This window comes from uncultured Eudoraea sp., assembly GCF_947258925.1.
Lineage (GTDB): Bacteria > Bacteroidota > Bacteroidia > Flavobacteriales > Flavobacteriaceae > Eudoraea.
In genome coordinates this window covers 53,839-73,675 of record NZ_CAMYKG010000020.1, presented here as the reverse complement: position 1 = coordinate 73,675, position 19,837 = coordinate 53,839, and the positions used below count along the sequence as shown (strand labels likewise).

The following is a 19,837-nucleotide window of genomic DNA, read 5'->3' as shown; positions in this document are numbered from 1 at the left end:
TGTGCTTCAGGACTTTTTTATTTGGCGCATAAACTTCCTTATATTTGTAGTATGCTTACGATTACAGTTTTATTTATCAGTGGGGCCGAAATATTCTTTATCATGTTTATTGTGGTAATGGTATTTGGTGCGGACAAAATTCCCGGCATCGCCAAAGGCCTGGGAAAAGGAATGAGACAATTGCGGGATGCTACAGATGATATTAAAAAGGAAATTCAAAAAAGTGCAGAAAAACAGGGAATAGATACCAGCTTTACGGACGACATTAAAAATGAAATTGATAAAGTAAAGAAAAATGTGGACGATGTGACCGGTACAATTAAGCGTAAATAAGTTGGTATATGCTCAGGCATCTTCTGGAATGGGACAAGAGTACTCTAATATACCTGAATAACCTCGGTACAGAAGATTTTGATTTGTTTTGGGTTCTGGTCACCAATATCAATAGCTGGATTCCTCTTTATATCTTCCTTACGATTCTTTTATTCCTAAAGTATCCCAAAAAAGAAGCTTTATTTATTTCATGTACAATTGTACTTCTGTTAATTTTTATCCTTGGCCTGACGGACATAATTAAAGAATATTTTGAACGACTGAGACCCAATGACGATGATGAAATTAACTCCTTGATTCGAATATTGGTTCAACCGTCTGGTTTTAGCTTCTTTTCAGGTCATGCCGCTTCTTCCTTTTCCTTAACCACCATAGTTTTTTTGTTTCTCAGGAAAAAGATTCCCCTGATTTGGATATTATGTCTTTGGCCGTTTCTATTTGCCTATAGCAGGATCTATGTAGGTGTCCATTATCCTTTGGATATTATTACGGGGGCATTGGTTGGCATTATTTCCGGTTTTCTTTTTTACCGGTTCTACAAAAGGTTTATAGAACCCTACACAGGGTAAGTCCATCCCTTATGGATAATAATACCGTTTCTACTCTCGGATCATTTTTTAGCTTTTCATTGTACTCCAATAATGCCTGTGTTGCGAAATCTTTCTTTTCCAGTGGCTCAACCACTTTTCCCGACCAAAGTACATTATCGGTCAAAATAATACTTCCCGGGCTGGTTTTTTCAATTACAGTTTCGAAGTAGGCATCATACATTTTCTTTTCAGCGTCAATAAATACAAGGTCAAAAACCTGGTCCATTTCAGGAACAATTTTTAACGCATCGCCGGTGTGCTGAATAATCCTATCCCCAAATCCACTTTTATCAAAAAACCTGCGCTGAATTTCGAAAAGTTCTTCATTAATATCAATCGTATGCAATATACCATCCTCAGGCAAACCCTCGGCCAAACATATGGCTGAATATCCAGTATAAGTACCAATTTCTAATACCTGGCGTGGTTTTATCAACTTGGAAAGCATACTAAGTACCCTTCCCTGGTAATGCCCGGTTATCATTCGGGGCTGTAAAACCTTCAAATGCGTTTCCCGGGTTAATTCATGTAAAATAGCAGGTTCATTTTCAGAATGTAGTGTGATATAATTTTCAAGAGATTCCGGAAGAAAATGCATAATTCCTTTTTAACAAAAATATGGATTAATATACTATCTTAGGTTGAAATATAACTACTCTGAGGATGGAAGAAATAAGCATTAGGCCGGCGATAATTTCAGATTTGGAAATACTTTTGAATTTTGAACAGGAATTGATAAAGGCCGAACGACCATATGATGAAACCATAAGAAAGGATCCGGTATGCTATTACGACTTAAAAAGAATGATTCTGGACAATGAAGTGGCAGTTTTCGTGGCAGAGGTGGATAATAGAGTGGTAAGCTGTGGTACCGCAATAGTTAAACAGGCAAGACCTTACCTGAACCATAAGGAGTACGTGAATTTTGGTTTTATGTATACGCTGCCTCAATATAGAGGTCTTGGAATTAACAAATTAATTTTAAATGCACTTCGTACCTGGTCACTCTCCAGAGGATTCCATGAAATGCGCCTTACCGTATATAGAGATAATATTCCGGCCATTAAAGCTTATGAGAAAGCAGGATTTGTAAATCACTTAATAGAAATGAGAATCCCTGAAAATTCAGTAGGGAATTGAACGTATCATCAACACTATTTTTTATTTGGATATTGTATTTTTACTAAAAAATTAGCTATGCTATTTCAAAATACGCTGTCTTATGCTCAGGAATTGGATAATGATGACCCTCTTCGAAAATTCCGGGATAAATTTTACTTTCCGAAATTAGATGGTAAAAAAGTAATTTATTTTACAGGAAATTCTTTGGGTCTTCAACCGAAAAATTCACAGGAGTATGTGGACGAGATCATGGAAGATTGGAGGAATCTGGCCGTAGAAGGCCATTTTTACGCCAAGAAACCCTGGTGGGACTATCACGAAAGACTGGCTAAACCCTTAGCCAAGATCGTAGGTGCAAAACCCAAGGAGATTTCAGTGATGAATACACTTACAGTAAATCTGCACCTTTTGATGGTTTCATTTTATAGACCTAACCAAAAGCGATACAAAATTCTTTGTGAAGAAAAAGCCTTTCCATCTGATCAATATATGTTGCAAAGTCAGGTCCGTTTTCACGGATTTGATCCAAAAGATGCTATTGTTGAAGTGGGCAAAAGAGCCGGTGAACATCAATGGCATACAGAAGATATTATTGAAAAAATCAAAGAACTTGGAGATGAACTGGCTCTGGTACTTATAGGCGGGGTGAATTATTACAATGGTCAGGTCTTTGATATGAAATCCATTACTGCCGCAGGCAAATCCGTAGGCGCCAAGGTAGGGTGGGACCTTGCCCATGCGGCGGGAAATATAGAATTAAAACTTCACGATTGGGATTTGGATTTTGCAGCCTGGTGTAGTTATAAATACATGAATAGCGGACCCGGGAATGCATCAGGAGTCTTTATTCATGAAAACCATCTGGCTCAGGATAAGATTACAAGATTTGAGGGTTGGTGGGGAACTAAAAAGGAGTCGCGGTTCCTGATGAAAAAGGAATTTGAACCCATAGCAACTGCAGATGCGTGGCAGTTAAGTAATCCTCCTGTATTAGCATTGGCTCCTTATCTGGCTTCATTAACCCTTTTTGAGGAAGTAGGGATGTCCGCTTTGATACAAAAACGGGATAAAATAGTTTCTTATCTGGAATTTATTTTACATGAAATAGATAAAGAAGTAGAAAGCAGTTTTGAAATCATTACGCCTCCTGAAAGGGGCTGTCAGTTATCGGTCCTATTACATGGTGAAGGCAGGTCTTTATTTGATTATCTGATGGCCAATGGGGTGATAACGGATTGGCGCGAACCCAACGTTATTAGGCTTGCCCCTGCTCCATTCTATTGTAGTTATACAGACATGTATAATTTTGGACAAATTTTAAAGAGGGGTATACGTGCTAAAAATAACAAGGCGTAGTACAAAATTTTGGGAATACAGATATAAATTGTGCGCAGCTTTACAAATTATTTAGCTTAACGTATGAAAATAGAACATGTTGCTTTATGGACTAATAGACTGGAAGTGCTAAAGGAATTTTATGTTCGTTATTTTGGAGGTAAGGCCAATACTAAATACCACAATAAGACCAGAGGTTTTCAAAGCTACTTTCTTTCATTCGATTCAGGGGCACGGCTGGAAATAATGCATCAACCTGACCTTGCTGATCAAAAATATGATCCGGATGGGCAACAACATCTGGGGCTAATTCATTTGGCTTTTGGTGTTGATACAATGTCTGAAGTTGATGAAAAGGCAGCAGAATTGACAAATGACGGGTACAAGGTCCTGAACGGCCCCAGAAAAACTGGGGATGGATATTATGAATTTGAGGTACTGGACCCGGATAATAATCGTATTGAAGTTACAACTTTGTTTAAGGAATGAATGTATCTTTGTTGGCTGAATTTGAGTAAGCTGATGAGATCACTTAAACTTATCCTGACAAATCCGAGATATTTTGGTCCGGCCTGGGTTTTTGCCAGCCTGAATATTTTATTTGGTACCTGGGCAATTTATATTCCTGCGGTTAAAGAGGATCTCGGTATTAGTAAATCAATGCTTGGCATTGCCATTTTCTTCCTTTCTCTTGGTGTTTTTACAATTTTTCCCCTTGCGTCCAGGCTCATAAATAAGCTGGGTGTGGGTAAAGCAACTTCCATTGGTATTGTCCTTTGTTGCATAGCCGCTTTATTCCCATTAATAGCTCCGGGTATGATTAGCCTGGCTGCAGTTCTCTACTTTATGGGTATTACCAATGGATTTACAGATATTTCCATGAATACTTTGGTTACTGAAATTGAAAAGGAGGATAATCAGAAATTTATGTCGGCTTCTCATGGATTTTTTAGCCTTGGAGGAGTACTGGCGGGTTTGGGCAGCTTTCTAATTCCTGTGATAGGAAATAGGGAGCTACATATGCTTTTTGCAATCGCATTGGTACTTGCTGTAAACATCTTTTTTTTTAAACGCTACGTAAAAGTTGTAGCCGCGCCAATTGAAAAAGAACCGTTTAGGTTTAAAAATTTTAAACCCCTGCTACTACTTGGGGTTGTCTCTTTCGTTGTTATGGGAAGTGAGGGAGCGATAGTGGACTGGAGTGGATTATTTTTAAAAGAAGTTAGTCTTGCACCCGAAGCACTCTGGGGAGCCGGTTTCTTAGGATTTCAGGCATTTATGACTCTTGGCCGCTTTTTGGGAGATTCAATTAGTGCCAGGATAGGATCAGTAAAAATTGTCGCCGTGGGTGCGGTCATCGCTATAGTTGGGTATCTTTTGGTTCTTACCACAATGCTTTATCTTGCCATTCTGGGATTTGCACTTACAGGCCTTGGATTTTCGGTAATAGTCCCTGAATTATTCAGAATTGGGGGTAATGTAAAAGGAGTAGAATCTTCTCAAGGGGTATCTTTTATTGCCGGTACCGGATATTCGGGATTTCTGGTCGGTCCGGTAATATTAGGTTTTATCGCTGAACAATTCTCTTTGAACCTCAGTTTTATAACACTTATGGTCTCTTCAATCGCGGTATTGGGAGCAACATTACTTTTAAGGAGAAGAAGTTCTAAGGTTAGTTGAGTTATTTGACTTCAATATTTGTGAAATACAGCTTAAAATTCCCTTCGGAATTTTTGTGGGTCCTGGAAATGGTAAGACCATCAAAGTCAGCGTAATCTTCCCAGGTGGTAGCAAGCGAAGCATCGGCTTGATTTCCTTTTCGAAAAACCCATTCCTTTATGATGTAATCATCTCCAAAATAAAAATCATAGGCATCTCCAGGGGTATAACCACCTTCATTTGAATAAACAATTGTTAATTTTTGCATAGAAATTTTACCTATAGGTGGTTCCGCAGTTTCTGTATGTTCATAACTGAAATTTCCCTCATCCCAAACTAAATTAAAAGGGGCCAGCAACCAATATTTGTCATTAATAAAACCCGCATCAACCTTAGCCACTACGCTATCTATTTCATTACGGTAATAGGTAGTTGATTCTCCGGAAGAGATCCCGGTCACCTTATTTTCCTTAATATTCCATATCCAATCTCTTTCAAAATGAGTTGTATCCCTATCTACATTAAAAGTAAATTTTAGTTCTTCTACATTTTTCCATTCTTTCAGGCCATGAGCATAAGCTATTTTTTCAGGCACAGATTGTTCGGTTTCTGATGTCGTTGAATTATTTTTCTTTTCGGGTTTACAACCAAATACTAGTACCATAAGCAGCATGGCAGAAAAGTGAAGAATTTTCATGATAACGTTTTTTTCAAATATAAGTGCTTTTCTATTCTTATTAGATAAATTCCTTAGGTTTATTGGGGTATGAAATCCCAATAAAATGATTAATTTTGGTTTTTAACAAAAAGTAGAAAATGAGTTCAAAAAAAAAGGGAAAAGTACAAGAAGCCATTGATGAAAGGTTATTAGATGAAAGAAAAGTATTTCTGTGGGGTATGGTGGACGATGATTCTGCAAAACATGTTATTGATCGTTTACTGTATCTTGACATGCAGAACAACAAAGAAATTCAATTAATAATCAATAGCCCGGGGGGATATGTCACTTCGGGTTTTGCAATTTATGATACCATAAAATCATTGAAGAGTCCGGTATCTACAGTATGTAGCGGTTTAGCTGCTTCAATGGGTTCAATCCTCCTTTCCGTTGGTAAAAAAGGCCGACGGTTTGTACAGCCACATGCAAGGGTTATGATTCACCAGCCCAGCGGTGGAGCCAGAGGTCAGGCTTCTAATATAGAAATTCAGGCACGGGAAATAATTAAGACAAAGGAAATTGGAGCTAAAATATTGGCAGAAAACTGTGGGCAACCCTACGAAAAAATCCTGAAAGATTTTAACCGGGATTATTGGATGGACGCTGAAGAATCCATAGCCTATGGAATAGTGGATGGTGTTCTGGAATAGTGCATATTTCTAAAAAAGAAAAAGACCTTCATATCGTAATATGGAGGTCTTTATCAATATATATAGACGCCTTGGCGGAAGATTCTTTAGACAATATATATACGTTAAATTAAGCACGCCCGGATCTTTTTCTAGGGCAAATTGGAATGAAAAACGGTTTGGGTATTCTTATACAAATAGTCTCTAAGTTCATTAAATCATTGAAATTCACTACTGTATCTAAAATTAATGTAAAAGACTTTGAAACCTCGTAAATAATACGAAACTTAATTTTAGTACATTTACTTTTAAACTTAACCAATGTTCTGGTTTTAAATATGAGGCAAACTCCAAAAGATATCGCTATTATAGGCTCCGGCTTAATAGGTTCCCTACTGGCTATCTACCTTAGAAGATTGGGTCACAAAATCACAGTATTTGATCGCCGTCCGGATATTAGGACAATAGAATTTTCCGGGCGTTCCATAAACCTTGCAATGAGTGATAGGGGTTGGAAAACTTTAGCTGAAGTGGGCATTGAAAAGGATATAAAAGAAATTGCCATTCCACTTTATAAACGCGCAATGCATGTAAATAATAAACCGGTTTATTTTCAGAATTATGGGAAAGAGGGCGAAGCAATCTGGTCTATTTCGAGAGGGCTGTTAAATCGGAAGATGATTGATCTTGCGGAAAATGAAGGGGCAATTTTCAGATTTAATGAGAAGGTATGGGATATTGATTTGCCTGATGCCCGTTTGTATACCGGAGCTACAGAAAAAGGGGAATGGAAAGCGTATGACTATGATATAGTTTTCGGATGTGATGGTGCATTTTCAAGAATTCGTCATAAAATGCAACGTAGAAGCAGATTTGACTATTCACAGGATTTTATAGATGTAGGATATAAAGAATTGACTATCCCGTCCAAGGATGATGGTACACATAAACTTGATAAAAATTCTTTTCATATCTGGCCGAGAGGTAAGTTTATGTTTATAGCAATGCCCAATCTGGATGGTAGTTTTACCTGTACCTTATTTTTGCCATTTGAAGGGGAGATTTCTTTTGAGAGTATTAAATCCAAACCGCAGGCTAAAGATTTTTTTAAAACCTATTTTCCTGATGTAATCGGGGAAATGGATAATCTTAGCGAAGAATTTTTCAAAAATCCAACCAGTGCTATGGTTACTATGAAGTGCTACCCATGGACATATTGGGATAAGGTAGCTCTGGTGGGCGACTCCGCCCATGCAATAGTACCCTTTTATGGCCAGGGAATGAATGCAGGGTTTGAAGATATCACCATTTTAAACAAACTGATTGCCAAACATGGGGATGAATGGGAGCAAATTTTTCAAGAATATCAGGCAACCAGAAAACCCGACGCTGATGCAATTGCAGAACTGAGCTACAGAAACTTCGTTGAAATGAGTAGTAAAACTGCCGACCCTGGTTTTATACTGCAAAAAAAAATAGAAAAACTGTTTGCTAAAAAACATCCGGAGAAATGGATCCCTGCCTATTCCAGAGTAACGTTCTCTGATCAGCCATATTCAGATGCATTGTTTATAGGGGATGAACAGGAAAAGATTATGAAGCAAATAATGCAAATTCCGGATATTGAAACTAAATGGGACAGTGTGGAAGTTGAAGAGAAGATTTTAGAATTATTAAATCAGGGTTGAAAGCCTGATCTCTTTACCTGTGTTTCATTTCAGACCTGCGCATTGGCATTTGGTCTATTAGTTCAAAAATCTCGGTTGCTTCCACAACAAATTTTTTCCGGAGTTTCACGCCGCCATCCTTGCCAATTAAAATTACACCCTGATAGTCATTATAAGGAGTATTATCCATCTTAATATTGGTTAGCGTTCCATCAATATCCATAAGGTCCTTGCCATTGTAAACAAAAAGAATCAAATCTCTTTCTTTCATCTCATTCGATTTGGCTTTAAACATTTTAAGTTGCAACTCACTTTTTTCTGGATTATTCCCATAATCTGCCAGAAGTACAATTCGCTTTTTCCATTTAAAATCCCTCAATTCCTGTGCAGACATAACATTTAAATGGAGAATGATTATAAAAAAAGAAATTAACCTTAAATAAAACCTATACATATTACTAAAATAAAAAAACCACCTTAAAAGAGGTGGTTTTTTAAAACTTTTATGTCCCTTAGATTTTTGAGAACATCTTGTGCATTTTCTCCTGTTCTTCCTCAGCAAGTACTGGATCTACAAGAATTCTTCCACTGTGCTCGTCGGTAATAATCTTTTTTCTTGAAGCAATTTCTACCTGTACCTGAGGCGGTATTGTAAAGAAAGATCCACCTGAAGCTCCTCTTTCAACCGGAACAACAGCAAGGCCATTTTTAACGTTGTTTCTTATTCTTTTGTAGGCTTGTACCAATCTGTCTTCTATCTGCTTTTCAAATTTTTCAGATTTAGCTAAGAGCGCTTTTTCCTCCTTGTCGGTTTCTGCCAGGATTGCGTCTAACTCACTTTTTTTGTGCTTTAAGTGAGCTTCACGTTCTGAAAGCCTTTCTTTGGTTTCGCTAATTACTTCCTTTTTTTGCTCAATTTGAACTTTGAATTCCTTGATGTTTTTTTCAGCCAGTTGTATTTCTAATTCCTGAAATTCAACTTCTTTTGCCAATGAATTGAACTCTCTGCTGTTTCTTACGTTTTTTTGCTGATCGGCATATTTCTTTATCAGCACTTTAGCTTCTTCAATTAAATTCTTTTTAGCTCCGATTTCATAATTAATCGTTTCCAAATCGGTCTTTAACTTATCCATTCTGGTTTTTAGACCAAGTACTTCATCTTCAAGGTCTTCAACTTCAAGGGGTAATTCACCACGTACATTTCTTATTTCATCAACTCTGGAATCAATTAATTGCAGATCATATAGCGCTCTTAATTTTTCCTCTACTGTAGTTTCTACTTTTGTTGCCATATTTAAAAATACTTGATAGGATTTGTAATACTCTCCGATAAAGAGATTGCAAAATTAGGCATTTTTTTTGTAAGATAGTCCACCAATAAATTTTTTGTAAACTGTTCGGTTTCATAGTGACCTATATCGGCGAGTAGTATTTTGTTTTCCGCTTCAAAAAATTGATGATATTTAAGATCAGATGTAACAAAAATATCTGCACCGGAGTTTATAGCAGCGGATATAGCAAAGGCTCCGCTACCTCCTAAAACAGCCACTTTTTTAATTTTCTTCCCCAGGAAAGCTGAGTGTCTGATAGAGGAAACATTCATCTTATTTTTAATTAGTTTAAAATATTCCTTTTCACCTATTGCATGCTCTAATTCACCTATCATTCCCATCCCAATTTGGGAATTTACATTGTTTAATGTGCTAATTTCATAAGCTACCTCCTCGTACGGATGATGGTCAAATAAAGCAGTTAGTATATTTCTTTCATTGCCTCTCAGATAAGTAACGTTGATCTGAGTTTCTTCTTCCAAATGTAATTCATGTTTTTTGCCCTTTATCGGATTTGCTTTACTACCGGCTTTAAAGCTTCCTTTGCCGTCAATGGTAAAACTGCATTCACTATAATTTCCAATGTTACCGGCTCCTGCTTTAAAAAGGGCATCCAATAAAATTTTTGATTGTGCTTTGGGGATGTAGGTTGTTAATTTTTTAATGGTTCCCCGCTGTGGAAGCAATATCCTTGGATTTTTCACCTCCAGGATCTCACAAATCTTGGCATTAACGCCGTCTATGGCATTGTCAAGGGCAGTATGCAAACAATAAATAGCTATGTTATTCCGAATTGCCTTTATAACAGCACGTTCTACATAATTGGCACCGGTTAGTGTTTTTACACCCTTAAAAAGTATAGGGTGAAAACTTATGATCAAATTACATGATTTGTTAATTGCTTCGTCAATTACAATTTCAGGTGAATCGAGCGTAACAAGAATATTGGAGACATTAGTATCGGGATCACCCACCAGTAGCCCAACATTATCGAAATCTTCCGCATATTCCAGCGGAGCTAATTCTTCAAGTATTTCGGAGACATCTCTTACCTTCATATTAAATGTTTATGGCAATTAAAAAGCCCTGTCGTATGATCAGGCCTTTGAATATAATTTAATTAATACCTAGCAAACTCATATAGATGACACCCATTTAAATCTGTCATAAACAAAATACATTTGACCGAAGTGGGCATAATTTAGCAGGATGTTTTGAAACTAAGTATGTGCATCAAAGATAAAATATTATATTTTCGTTCTCATGCAACTGCTAAGAATAATAGCGTTCCCATTTTCATTGATCTATGCCCTTGTGGTATATTTTAGAAATGTTTTATATGATTCAGAACTTCTTCCATCTGCTGAATTTAAAACACCCACAATTTGTATTGGAAACCTTAGTGTTGGCGGTACCGGGAAAACCCCAATGATAGAATGGTTCCTGAATAATTTATCGGAAGATTTAAAACTGGCTGTTTTAAGCAGAGGGTATAAAAGAAAAACGAATGGATTTGTTTTAGCACAACCTTCAAGTACAGCTGAGGAAATTGGGGATGAACCCTTACAGATATACTCAAAGTTTCCCGAATCGATAATGGCCGTAGATGCAAACAGAACAAGGGGTATTGAGAAATTGGAAAGATCGCTGCAACCAGATCTTATCCTTTTGGACGATGCATACCAACATAGAAAGGTTAAACCATCATTTAGCGTTTTATTGACCGCCTATGGCGAATTGTATACCAAAGATTGGTATTTACCCACTGGGAACTTAAGAGACAGTAAAAGTGCTTCAAAGCGTGCAGACATCATTGTTATCACCAAGTGTCCAGCTGATATGGACGATGAAATTAAAATAAGTATTCAAAGGGAGTTGAAACCCGGAAAAAATCAGGAAGTACTCTTCTGTACTTTAGAATATGACCCGGTATTAAAAGGAAAAGCAGATATATCCCTGGAAGATTTACAAAATGAAGAAATTACACTGGTCACGGGTATTGCTAAGCCAAAGCCATTAATTGATTTTCTGGGAAGTGAGAAAATTTCGTTTGATCATCATGGATATAGGGATCATCACTTTTTTACATCCAAAGAGATTGATTTTTTTAATTCTAAACCTTTAATACTTACTACAGAAAAGGATTATATGCGTTTGAAGGGTAAAGTGGCTAATCTTTATTATATCGCCGTCCGACATCGATTTCTGGATGATGGCAAACAAACTTTTATAAAAAGGCTTGAGGAATTAAGTAAGTGATTTCTTTAGTTTAGGTTCCAGGATGTTTTCACCAATTTTTTGGTAGAATACCTCTGGTTTAAAAGGTTTGGTGACTACATCATTGCATCCGGCGGCGAAAAAACTTTCTAAACTGTCGTCCAGGGATATCGCTGTCAGTGCAATGATTGGGATAACAGTATCAAATTTTCTTATTTGAATAGTAGCTTCAACGCCACTTATTCCGGGCATATGTATATCCATAAGGATGCCATCATATTGGCTTGAATTAGCCATTTCTACCGCGGTATTTCCATTGCTGGCGATCTCACAACTAACACCCTTTTTATTCAACATTTTTTTGGTGATCACCTGATTGATCTTGTTGTCTTCTACGACCAGGACATGTAGGCCGTTTAAGTCATAATCCTTTTCGGGCATCTCAAATGCTATGTCATCAACAACACTATCTTTACATTTGAGGTCTAATTCAAAAAAGAACGAACTACCCTGTCCTAATGTACTTTTCAACTGAATTTTACTTTCAAAAAGACCCAGCAAACTTTTTACTATAGTTAGTCCAAGCCCGGTACCGCCGTATTCCCTGTTAATTTGTATGGAGCCTTGTTCAAAACTATCGAAGATATTTTGTTGCTGTTCATTCGAAATCCCAATACCATTATCCATGACTTCAAAGTATAAGGTAACATCGTCTTCCTCTTTTTTCTGAAGTCGGGCGATCACATTTACTTCTCCATTTTTGGTAAACTTTATAGCATTACCCACAAGGTTCATAAAAATTTGAGATAGTTTAAGCGGGTCACTCATTAAATTTTTTGGAATCTTCTCATCATAGTCCAGGACAATTTTGGTATTGTTTTCCTTAGCGCTTTGTTGTAAGGAGTTTATAACCTCTGCAAGTACTTTTTTAAGATTAAACTCTATATTCATTGGCTCTAACTTGTCTGCATCAATCTTATTAATTTGTAGGATATCATTTATAAAATTCAATAAATAATCACCTGAAAATTTCAGCGACTTTAGATGTTCTTTTTGATTGTCGGTTGGGTTTTCTTCCAAAAGCAGATGTGCTAATCCTGTAACTGCATATAAGGGTGTTCGCAATTCATGACTAACAGTAGAAAGAAAGTTGGTTTTAGCTTCCATAGCCTGAACGGCGGCATCTCTGGCGGTTTGTAACTCTCGATTTTTAGTTTGTAAAAGGTCGTTAGTCTTTAACTTAATCTGATTATTCCTGAAGAGTGATACTGCCAATAATGAAATGATAGTTAAAAATGCCGAGGTTAAGATCGCGGTGATCTCTGATCTGTTTCTGGATTCATTTAATTCGGTTATTTGATCGTCCTGACGTTTTATTTCCTCCGCCATAAATTCAAATTGAATCCTATCCGCTGTTTTGGCCTCCGCTTTGACCTTTTCCAAGGTGAAAATAGAGTCTTTCAGGGTTAAAAGATTTCTGTTATGAACAAGAGAAAGATCGTATTTTTCTCTTTTTTCATATGCCTGACCTAAAATTTCATTTGCTTCAAACACCTCTTTTGTGAAGTTATTGGCCTCTGAGACTTCTAAAGCACTTATGCCATTCTTAATGCTCTCGTCATAGTCTTCAGTTGAAAGATATAATTTTGCCAATCCCAAATGTGCTTTTACCATCAGGAATTCTTTTTCAAACATGTCATTGTTTACAATAAGAGAGTTGAAATTTAACTCTGCACTATCATATTTTTCTATAGCGAGATAAATATTTGCCTCCAGGAGCAAAATATTATTGAGAAGATTCCGATCATTGCTAAGTTGCTTCGATTCGTTTAGCATGAAAATAGCCTGGAAGTTATTACCACTGTCAAAAAGTAAAATAGACTCAATGTATTTGTGTACAGCACGACCATAGGGATACTCCAATTCATTGAGTAGAACAGTTGCCCGATCCCAATAAAAAATTGTGGTTTCCCGCTTATCCAATTCCAGGTAAAGCAAGGCAAATTTGTGGTAACAATCTACAAGCGCTTTTTCATCTTCTGTTTCTTCAGCTAAAGAAGCGGCTTTGTCCAGGGACTCCAGAGCTAGATTTATTTTATTCTGGTTCTTGTAAGTTATGGTTTCGTTGAAATAAGTTTCTAAGGCGCTTACCTGATTCGTACGTTCCTGAGCTATGACCATAGCGGAGATGGACATGAATGTTGCTAAAATCAACGCCCTTTTAATTGTATTATGTAGTAAAAAGAATCTCAAAAGTCTTTTTATTTCTGAAATAAGGTAATAAAATTCATAATTCTTCAGCTAAAATCTATTGCTTTTTAGATTTTATAAATTGTTAAAAATGATTATTACAAGTCGCCTTTGAATTAAACGCTTAGGACAGGCAACTATTGTTTATTTAAGCAGAAACTATAAGTTCTTTCCTATAAAAAGAACTGATTTTATTTCATTTTTAGTAAAATATTTTAAAAATATCATTTATTTCGCTAATAATGACGCTTTTTAGGATACAAAATGACTTAATAATCACTTTCCTGTTCGTTTACTATTAGACTAAAACCTGATACTTCATTTCCAGGTTTCTATATTTTTCATACGGAAGTCAATCAAAACTTTAATGAATATGTTTGTGGGCTTTATACGAAGACCTTACGAGGGCCCCACTTTCCACATGCCTGAATCCCATATTTAGGCCCAATTCCTCGTATTTGGCAAATTGTTCAGGTAGAATAAACTCTTTCACTGGCAGGTGTCTTTTAGAGGGCTGCAGGTACTGTCCAATGGTTATCACATCTACTTTAGCCTTTCTGAGATCTTCCATGGTTTCAATTACTTCAGATTCGAGCTCTCCAAGACCAAGCATAATTCCTGATTTAGTTCGTTTGGCTCCATTTTCTTTGAGGTAGCGAAGTACGCCGAGGCTTCTTTCATATTTCGCCTGTATCCTTACCTCCCTTGTAAGTCGCTTTACAGTTTCCATGTTATGAGAAACTACTTCGGGGGCAACATCAATAATGCGATCCAAATGAATTCCAAGACCTTGAAAGTCAGGTATAAGCGTTTCCAAAGTTGTTTGTGGATTCATTCTTCTAATGGCTTTTACAGTTTCTGACCAAATAATGGATCCCATATCCTTAAGATCATCCCTGTCTACAGAAGTAATTACGGCATGCTTTATTCCCATTATTTTAATGGAACGTGCAACTTTTTCCGGTTCTTCCCAATCCACATTTTCCGGCCTCCCGGTTTTTACACCACAGAATCCGCATGATCTGGTACAGATATTACCTAAAATCATAAAAGTAGCAGTACCCTCTCCCCAGCATTCACCCATGTTCGGACAACTTCCCGAGGTACAGATGGTATGCAAATCGTATTTATCAACCAGATTTCTAAGTTGGGTATATTTCTTTCCGGTGGGTAATTTAACCCTTAACCATTTAGGTTTCCCTTTAGGGGGTCGCACACCGGAGACAGTTTCAACACTCATAGAAAATTTTTCAACAAATATACGACCAAATAGAAAAACTTATACAAATGATGAAGGGATCAATTTCCGGATGTTATCCGATAGTTTATAAATCTACCTGCTGTTTTGTATAATCTCTGCTAACAATTTTTTAGCCCGCAGCAATTTCACTTTAACATTATTCACTGGTTCTCCTAATTCTTTGGCAATTTCAAGATAAGACAACTCATTAAAATATCTAAGATTAATTACTTTTTGATAATGTGGTTTCAATTGTTTAATGTTTTCAAGAAGATTCGCTAGATTCTGATCTGTAATTAATTGATCTTCAGCCGTTGGAGCATCATCAAGGACCTTTTTAATGGCTTCGTTATTCCTGCTATCAGTACCATCAAGAACATTTCTTTTTCTTTTTCTTAAAAGGTCTACGTGCAAATTTTTTGAAATGGTAATAAGCCAGGTTTTAAATTCATAGGCTGCGTCATATGAATCTAATTTGTCGAATGCTCTGGAAAATGTTTGTATTGTGATATCCTCAGCATCATTTTCATTTTTGGTCCTTATTAATTGGAAACCATATACATCATTCCAGAAGGTATCCAGTAAACTGCTATAAGCCATCTGATTGCCTGCTTTAGCCAGTTCGATGGTGTTTTGGAGTTTATCGTCCGTTTTATTCAATCTCGTAATTTTATAATTCCAAAGGTAAGTAAAGAATCAGGGCAATTCTGCGGTAGCTTCTTTTTTACAATCCTGTTCGTTAGGCAGTTTACCACAATATCCGCAGGCTTCCCCGCTATTATTCAAATAAGGATTTTGACTGGCGCAGGTACCGGCGAATTTGCCATCTTTTTTAGACCAAATTTTAATTGCGATCCCCGCGAATGCAAGCGCAAGAAGTCCAATACTGAGTAAAATCAATTTCATAAAAAAAATTTGAACAAAGATACAAAAAATTAAGCCCCTAAATGGGGCTTATATAACAGATGAAGTATATATTTCCTAGTATGAAATATTAGCAACAATATTTTGAACCGTTGGCGTGTCATTACCTCCCTGAGGCTCAATTGTTATGTAGCCCACTGCATTTTCCGCGTAGGGTAGGGGTCTAAGCCGATCTTTATCAACTACGTTCTTTATAACACCCAGATTTACCATTTCACCATTAACTTCAGCCCACATTTGATAACACTGGTTATCAGGTAAATTGGGTAAATTCCTTACATTAATATAGGATAATTTTTTTACAGGATTTATATAAGCAACGGCCTTTAGCTCTTTGGCTTTTTTATTGCCATTTACCTGATATTTTTTGGTCTGTGGATTATTCAGAACAATAAACTGGTTTCTAACATCTTCCAGTTGCTCTTTCATATCTTCTTCCAGATTTCTTATCTTATTATTTACAATGATATTTTCATCCTGTAAATTTTGATTTTGATTCCAAAAGAAATAAGACGATCCGGCAAATAACATGGCCGCTATACTTGCAGCAACAGCGTATCTTTGAAATTTCCTTCTGCCGGTATTTTGAGCCTTGATTCTATTTAAAATTTTAGTTTTAAGACCTTCCGGGGTTTTAAGGGCATATAAATTAGCATATGTTTCCAGGTTGGCCTGCAGCTCATTATAAGTTTTTCTAACTTCGGGATACATTGCAATATAACGCTCCACCTGATTTGATTCTTCAGGTGAGGTAGTCCCAAGAAGATACTTTTCAAGTAAATCTGTATCTAAGAATATTCGTATTTTTTCTTTCATGATATTAACATTATTAGGGGCAAAAGTATCATGGTATTTCCGTAAATCTTTTTGAGTTCTCTAAGTCCAATTTTTAACCTGGATTTGATAGTGCCCAGAGGAATATTCAATTCGTCACTGGCTTCTTGCTGTGTCATTCCCTGAAAAAACAAGGCATCTAACACTACATGATATTTCGGCTCTATCTTTTCCATGTTCTCTTTAACGTCCAGGAACTCGGGTCTGATACTGTCTATACCTAGATTATATACGTCTGAAACATCAATTTGGATTTCCTTGTCAGATTTGGTGTTTACACTACGCAACTTGTCAATAGCCGTATTTCTGGTAATTCTGAATAGCCATGTGAATAATTTTGCCTTTGAGGAGTCATAGGAGTCAGATTTTTTCCAGATCTTAACAAAACTCTCCTGTAAAACATCCTGGGCTAATTCCGAATCCCTTACTACTTTAAAGGCAACCCCATAAAGCGTATCTCCGTAATGTTCATAAAGCAAGGAAATAGCTTTATCATTGCGTTCTTGCAACAATTCAACAATGTGTTTTTCAAGTAGTGTGCTCATATTAGGCTAAGGGATCAAATAAATAGTAAATGAAGCATCCAAAATATTATTTTCACCCGTATATAGTGTAAACGCTAAATTATAAAATTGATTGTTAAGAAAGCGTTTTCTCAATTTTAATTAGATAAATGTGCAACTGGTTATTGCACATTTAATTTTGGTTAGTTTGGTTTGGTATAGCCCCTGTGATTTTTTTACGGGGGTTATTTTTTTCTTAGCTGACAATATTTACTTCCGGAGTTATCTTAATTCCAAATCGCTTTAAAACAGCCTCTCGAATTTTGTTAGATAACTGAAGTATATCCTGCCCACTGGCGGTACCATAATTTACTAAAACCAATGCCTGATTTTTATGAACTCCGGCATCTCCAAATCTTTTAGCTTTGAAACCGCATTCTTCTATAAGCCATCCAGCAGGTATTTTATAGCTTGTTTTTGAAATTCTGTAAAATGGGGCTTCCGGATTATCCTTTATAAAGGTCAAGAACTTTGTTTCTGTAATTACAGGGTTTTTAAAGAAACTGCCACTATTACCCAACTCATCAGGATCAGGTAATTTCCTCCGCCGAATGGCCATTACCGCATTAGAAACATCTTTAATCGTAGGATTACCAATCCCTTTTTCCCTCAGTTCAGATTCTATTGCCCCATAAGAAGTATTTAGTTTATGAGGAGATTTGGTCAATTTGAAATTTACCGAAGTAATAATATATTTTCCCTTACCGTCATTTTTAAAAATTGAGTCTCTGTAGCCAAACTGGCATTCAGACTTAGAGAACTTTACCAGTTGTCTTGTAGCTATTTCTATGGCCTCACAGCTATCAAAATAATCCTTGAGTTCCACTCCATATGCGCCTATGTTTTGTATTGGTGAGGTCCCAACATTACCTGGAATCAACGATAGATTTTCCAGGCCGCCATAATCGTGACTTATGGACCACATGACAAATTCATGCCAGTTTTCCCCGGCCATAACTTTAAGAACAACGCTATTCTCATCTTCCGAAAGTATGGTAATTCCTTTGATATTTATATATACTACAAGCGCATTTAAATTATTGGTAATTAAGATATTACTTCCTCCGCTAAGCACAAAAATATTAGGATAACCTTCTTTCTCAAGTATTTCCTGAAGATCCTTAATGGTAGTAATTTCAGCAAAATGACTGGCAATAGCCTCAATGCCAAATGTGTTATAGGTCTTTAAAGATATATTTTGCTGTATTTTCACAAAGCCAGATAAGTTTTAAGTGCTTCCTTTAAGATTTGCACTGCTTTAATTAGCCGCTCTTTTTTAAGAACGTATGCGATACGTATCTGATTTTCACCCATTCCATCCGTGGCATAGAATCCTGCGGCAGGTGCAACCATCACAGTTTCGCCTTCTAATTCATAATCCTCCAGTAACCATTGTGCAAAATGATCGGCGTTTGCAATAGGTAATTGAGCTATACAATAGAATGCGCCATGCGGTTTGGCCACAATTACACCTTCTATCTTGTTCAATTCTTCTATCAACAGATTGCGTCTTTCTACATATTCCTCAATAACCTCTTCAAAATACTCCTGGGGAGTGTCTAAAGCCGCCTCACTGGCAATTTGAGCATAGGTAGGGGGAGAAAGTCTGGCCTGAGCAAATTTAAGGGCTGTTTTCATAACCTCCTTGTTTTTTGAAACAAGACAGCCAATTCGTGCTCCGCACATACTGTAACGCTTTGAAACGGAATCTACTACGATAGCATGTTCTTCCAGACCATCTTCCCGTAGTATAGAATAATGTTCTTTCCCATCATAGGTAAACTCCCGATATACTTCATCTGCTACCAGAAAAAGATTATATTTTTTTACTAATTGGGCCAGTTTATGTATTTCCTCTTTAGTATATAAATATCCTGTAGGATTTCCGGGATTACAGATTAAAATGGCCCTGGTCTTTTTAGAAATAAGCTTTTCAAATTCCGCTATAGGGGGCAATGAAAAATTGTCTTCAATTCTCGATAGGACCGGAATCACTTTGAGCCCCATGGCTGTTGCAAAACCATTGTAATTGGCATAAAATGGTTCAGGGATTATTATTTCATCCTGGGCATCGGCTATAGTACCCATGGTAAAAGAAAGGGCTTCGGATCCTCCCGTGGTTACTAAAATGTTATGATGGGAGACATTTATTTTTAGATTTTTATAATAGCTGCTAATTTTTTTCCGGTAAGTTTCGGATCCTTCGGTCATGCTATAGGCTAAAACCTCAATAGTATTGTTTTTGACGGCATCCAAAGCCTGCTTGGGTGTTTTTATATCTGGTTGTCCAATGTTTAGATGTATAACATCTACACCTCGCAATTTGGCATTCTCCGCGTAGGGAACCAATTTTCGGATTGGTGACTCGGGCATTAACTGACCCTTCCTTGAGATGGTAGGCATAAAATTCTAAATTTTAGCAAAA

At 36.8% G+C, this 19,837-nt stretch carries 22 protein-coding genes; 9 read left to right on the top strand and 13 right to left on the bottom strand.

Annotated features, from left to right (window positions below):
• The first annotated feature begins 51 nt into the window (after positions 1 to 51).
• Both Q0X77_RS09050 and Q0X77_RS09045 read left to right on the top strand, forming a co-directional pair.
• Positions 52 to 333 carry a twin-arginine translocase TatA/TatE family subunit gene (locus Q0X77_RS09050; RefSeq protein WP_297796204.1) on the top strand — a complete coding sequence of 94 codons (282 nt, stop codon included), beginning with the start codon at positions 52 to 54 and terminating at the stop codon, positions 331 to 333.
• 8 nt (positions 334 to 341) lie between these two features.
• The gene (locus tag Q0X77_RS09045) at positions 342 to 902 is read left to right on the top strand and encodes a phosphatase PAP2 family protein (protein WP_297796201.1); all 561 of its coding nucleotides are present in this window, start codon (positions 342 to 344) and stop codon (positions 900 to 902) included.
• On the opposite strand, the gene Q0X77_RS09040 is transcribed toward Q0X77_RS09045, so the two are convergent.
• Positions 880 to 1,521: a class I SAM-dependent methyltransferase gene (locus tag Q0X77_RS09040; protein ID WP_297796199.1), complete on the bottom strand. Its 642-nt coding sequence runs from the start codon at positions 1,519 to 1,521 to the stop codon at positions 880 to 882. The two genes, Q0X77_RS09045 and Q0X77_RS09040, sit on opposite strands and share 23 nt — an antisense overlap.
• Before the next feature lie 65 nt (positions 1,522 to 1,586).
• Here Q0X77_RS09040 and Q0X77_RS09035 point away from each other — a divergent pair, with 65 nt between their 5' ends.
• From Q0X77_RS09035 to Q0X77_RS09020, 4 genes are all read left to right on the top strand, one after another.
• Positions 1,587 to 2,063, top strand: coding sequence for a GNAT family N-acetyltransferase (locus tag Q0X77_RS09035; protein ID WP_297796197.1), 477 nt, complete (start codon positions 1,587 to 1,589; stop codon positions 2,061 to 2,063).
• A gap of 57 nt (positions 2,064 to 2,120) precedes the next feature.
• Positions 2,121 to 3,401 carry a kynureninase gene (gene kynU / locus Q0X77_RS09030; protein WP_297796195.1) on the top strand — a complete coding sequence of 427 codons (1,281 nt, stop codon included), beginning with the start codon at positions 2,121 to 2,123 and terminating at the stop codon, positions 3,399 to 3,401.
• 63 nt (positions 3,402 to 3,464) lie between these two features.
• Positions 3,465 to 3,869, top strand: a complete 405-nt coding sequence (locus Q0X77_RS09025; RefSeq protein ID WP_297796193.1) for a VOC family protein — start codon at positions 3,465 to 3,467, stop codon at positions 3,867 to 3,869.
• Positions 3,870 to 3,902: 33 nt separating this feature from the next.
• Positions 3,903 to 5,060, top strand: coding sequence for an MFS transporter (locus Q0X77_RS09020; RefSeq protein WP_297796191.1), 1,158 nt, complete (start codon positions 3,903 to 3,905; stop codon positions 5,058 to 5,060).
• 1 nt (position 5,061) lies between these two features.
• On the opposite strand, the gene Q0X77_RS09015 is transcribed toward Q0X77_RS09020, so the two are convergent.
• The gene (locus tag Q0X77_RS09015; RefSeq protein ID WP_297796188.1) at positions 5,062 to 5,736 is read right to left on the bottom strand and encodes a hypothetical protein; all 675 of its coding nucleotides are present in this window, start codon (positions 5,734 to 5,736) and stop codon (positions 5,062 to 5,064) included.
• 119 nt (positions 5,737 to 5,855) lie between these two features.
• Between Q0X77_RS09015 and Q0X77_RS09010 the strand changes: the two genes are divergently transcribed.
• A complete protein-coding gene (locus tag Q0X77_RS09010; protein WP_297796185.1) occupies positions 5,856 to 6,407 on the top strand; it encodes a ClpP family protease in 552 nt (183 codons plus the stop codon).
• Positions 6,408 to 6,676: 269 nt separating this feature from the next.
• On the top strand, positions 6,677 to 8,074 hold the full coding sequence (locus Q0X77_RS09005) for an NAD(P)/FAD-dependent oxidoreductase (RefSeq protein WP_297796218.1): 1,398 nt from the start codon (positions 6,677 to 6,679) through the stop codon (positions 8,072 to 8,074).
• Positions 8,075 to 8,087: 13 nt separating this feature from the next.
• On the opposite strand, the gene Q0X77_RS09000 is transcribed toward Q0X77_RS09005, so the two are convergent.
• The 3 genes from Q0X77_RS09000 to Q0X77_RS08990 form a co-directional block, all read right to left on the bottom strand.
• Positions 8,088 to 8,447 carry a DUF4174 domain-containing protein gene (locus tag Q0X77_RS09000; protein ID WP_297796182.1) on the bottom strand — a complete coding sequence of 120 codons (360 nt, stop codon included), beginning with the start codon at positions 8,445 to 8,447 and terminating at the stop codon, positions 8,088 to 8,090.
• A gap of 118 nt (positions 8,448 to 8,565) precedes the next feature.
• A complete protein-coding gene (locus Q0X77_RS08995; RefSeq protein WP_297796179.1) occupies positions 8,566 to 9,345 on the bottom strand; it encodes a C4-type zinc ribbon domain-containing protein in 780 nt (259 codons plus the stop codon).
• A 2-nt stretch (positions 9,346 to 9,347) separates the two neighbouring features.
• The gene (locus Q0X77_RS08990; protein ID WP_297796176.1) at positions 9,348 to 10,442 is read right to left on the bottom strand and encodes a Nif3-like dinuclear metal center hexameric protein; all 1,095 of its coding nucleotides are present in this window, start codon (positions 10,440 to 10,442) and stop codon (positions 9,348 to 9,350) included.
• Positions 10,443 to 10,647: 205 nt separating this feature from the next.
• On the opposite strand from Q0X77_RS08990, the gene lpxK reads away from it, so the two are divergent.
• Positions 10,648 to 11,643 carry a tetraacyldisaccharide 4'-kinase gene (gene lpxK / locus Q0X77_RS08985; protein WP_297796173.1) on the top strand — a complete coding sequence of 332 codons (996 nt, stop codon included), beginning with the start codon at positions 10,648 to 10,650 and terminating at the stop codon, positions 11,641 to 11,643.
• On the opposite strand, the gene Q0X77_RS08980 is transcribed toward lpxK, so the two are convergent.
• From Q0X77_RS08980 to Q0X77_RS08945, 8 genes are all read right to left on the bottom strand, one after another.
• Entirely contained in the window at positions 11,632 to 13,797 is a 2,166-nt protein-coding gene (locus tag Q0X77_RS08980) for a response regulator (protein ID WP_297796170.1), read from the bottom strand. The two genes, lpxK and Q0X77_RS08980, sit on opposite strands and share 12 nt — an antisense overlap.
• A gap of 418 nt (positions 13,798 to 14,215) precedes the next feature.
• The gene (lipA, locus tag Q0X77_RS08975; protein WP_297796167.1) at positions 14,216 to 15,091 is read right to left on the bottom strand and encodes a lipoyl synthase; all 876 of its coding nucleotides are present in this window, start codon (positions 15,089 to 15,091) and stop codon (positions 14,216 to 14,218) included.
• Positions 15,092 to 15,184: 93 nt separating this feature from the next.
• On the bottom strand, positions 15,185 to 15,751 hold the full coding sequence (locus Q0X77_RS08970) for an RNA polymerase sigma factor (protein WP_297796164.1): 567 nt from the start codon (positions 15,749 to 15,751) through the stop codon (positions 15,185 to 15,187).
• Positions 15,752 to 15,787: 36 nt separating this feature from the next.
• Complete coding sequence (locus tag Q0X77_RS08965) at positions 15,788 to 15,997, bottom strand: membrane or secreted protein (RefSeq protein ID WP_297796161.1); 210 nt, start codon at positions 15,995 to 15,997, stop codon at positions 15,788 to 15,790.
• Between the two features lie 75 nt (positions 15,998 to 16,072).
• Positions 16,073 to 16,831: an anti-sigma factor gene (locus Q0X77_RS08960; RefSeq protein ID WP_297796158.1), complete on the bottom strand. Its 759-nt coding sequence runs from the start codon at positions 16,829 to 16,831 to the stop codon at positions 16,073 to 16,075.
• Positions 16,828 to 17,394, bottom strand: a complete 567-nt coding sequence (locus Q0X77_RS08955) for an RNA polymerase sigma factor (protein ID WP_297796155.1) — start codon at positions 17,392 to 17,394, stop codon at positions 16,828 to 16,830. The genes Q0X77_RS08960 and Q0X77_RS08955 overlap by 4 nt, the downstream gene beginning before the upstream one ends.
• A gap of 214 nt (positions 17,395 to 17,608) precedes the next feature.
• Positions 17,609 to 18,625, bottom strand: a complete 1,017-nt coding sequence (gene murB, locus Q0X77_RS08950) for a UDP-N-acetylmuramate dehydrogenase (RefSeq protein WP_297796152.1) — start codon at positions 18,623 to 18,625, stop codon at positions 17,609 to 17,611.
• Positions 18,622 to 19,815 carry a pyridoxal phosphate-dependent aminotransferase gene (locus Q0X77_RS08945; RefSeq protein ID WP_297796149.1) on the bottom strand — a complete coding sequence of 398 codons (1,194 nt, stop codon included), beginning with the start codon at positions 19,813 to 19,815 and terminating at the stop codon, positions 18,622 to 18,624. The genes murB and Q0X77_RS08945 overlap by 4 nt, the downstream gene beginning before the upstream one ends.
• Between the last annotated feature and the right edge of the window lie 22 nt (positions 19,816 to 19,837).

Bases quoted from the DNA above. Each gene is read 5' to 3' on its own strand.
- lipA (WP_297796167.1), bottom strand. From the start codon at position 15,091: ATGAGTGTTGAAACTGTCTCCGGTGTGCGACCCCCTAAAGGGAAACCT.
- Q0X77_RS09025 (WP_297796193.1), top strand. From the start codon at position 3,465: ATGAAAATAGAACATGTTGCTTTATGGACTAATAGACTGGAAGTGCTA.
- Q0X77_RS08995 (WP_297796179.1), bottom strand. From the start codon at position 9,345: ATGGCAACAAAAGTAGAAACTACAGTAGAGGAAAAATTAAGAGCGCTA.
- Q0X77_RS08990 (WP_297796176.1), bottom strand. From the start codon at position 10,442: ATGAAGGTAAGAGATGTCTCCGAAATACTTGAAGAATTAGCTCCGCTG.
- Q0X77_RS08955 (WP_297796155.1), bottom strand. From the start codon at position 17,394: ATGAGCACACTACTTGAAAAACACATTGTTGAATTGTTGCAAGAACGC.
- Q0X77_RS09015 (WP_297796188.1), bottom strand. From the start codon at position 5,736: ATGAAAATTCTTCACTTTTCTGCCATGCTGCTTATGGTACTAGTATTT.
- Q0X77_RS08965 (WP_297796161.1), bottom strand. From the start codon at position 15,997: ATGAAATTGATTTTACTCAGTATTGGACTTCTTGCGCTTGCATTCGCG.
- Q0X77_RS09010 (WP_297796185.1), top strand. From the start codon at position 5,856: ATGAGTTCAAAAAAAAAGGGAAAAGTACAAGAAGCCATTGATGAAAGG.
- Q0X77_RS09050 (WP_297796204.1), top strand. From the start codon at position 52: ATGCTTACGATTACAGTTTTATTTATCAGTGGGGCCGAAATATTCTTT.
- Q0X77_RS08980 (WP_297796170.1), bottom strand. From the start codon at position 13,797: ATGTCCATCTCCGCTATGGTCATAGCTCAGGAACGTACGAATCAGGTA.
- Q0X77_RS09040 (WP_297796199.1), bottom strand. From the start codon at position 1,521: ATGCATTTTCTTCCGGAATCTCTTGAAAATTATATCACACTACATTCT.
- lpxK (WP_297796173.1), top strand. From the start codon at position 10,648: ATGCAACTGCTAAGAATAATAGCGTTCCCATTTTCATTGATCTATGCC.
- Q0X77_RS08960 (WP_297796158.1), bottom strand. From the start codon at position 16,831: ATGAAAGAAAAAATACGAATATTCTTAGATACAGATTTACTTGAAAAG.
- Q0X77_RS09020 (WP_297796191.1), top strand. From the start codon at position 3,903: ATGAGATCACTTAAACTTATCCTGACAAATCCGAGATATTTTGGTCCG.
- Q0X77_RS08945 (WP_297796149.1), bottom strand. From the start codon at position 19,815: ATGCCTACCATCTCAAGGAAGGGTCAGTTAATGCCCGAGTCACCAATC.
- Q0X77_RS09000 (WP_297796182.1), bottom strand. From the start codon at position 8,447: ATGTCTGCACAGGAATTGAGGGATTTTAAATGGAAAAAGCGAATTGTA.
- kynU (WP_297796195.1), top strand. From the start codon at position 2,121: ATGCTATTTCAAAATACGCTGTCTTATGCTCAGGAATTGGATAATGAT.
- Q0X77_RS09035 (WP_297796197.1), top strand. From the start codon at position 1,587: ATGGAAGAAATAAGCATTAGGCCGGCGATAATTTCAGATTTGGAAATA.
- Q0X77_RS09045 (WP_297796201.1), top strand. From the start codon at position 342: ATGCTCAGGCATCTTCTGGAATGGGACAAGAGTACTCTAATATACCTG.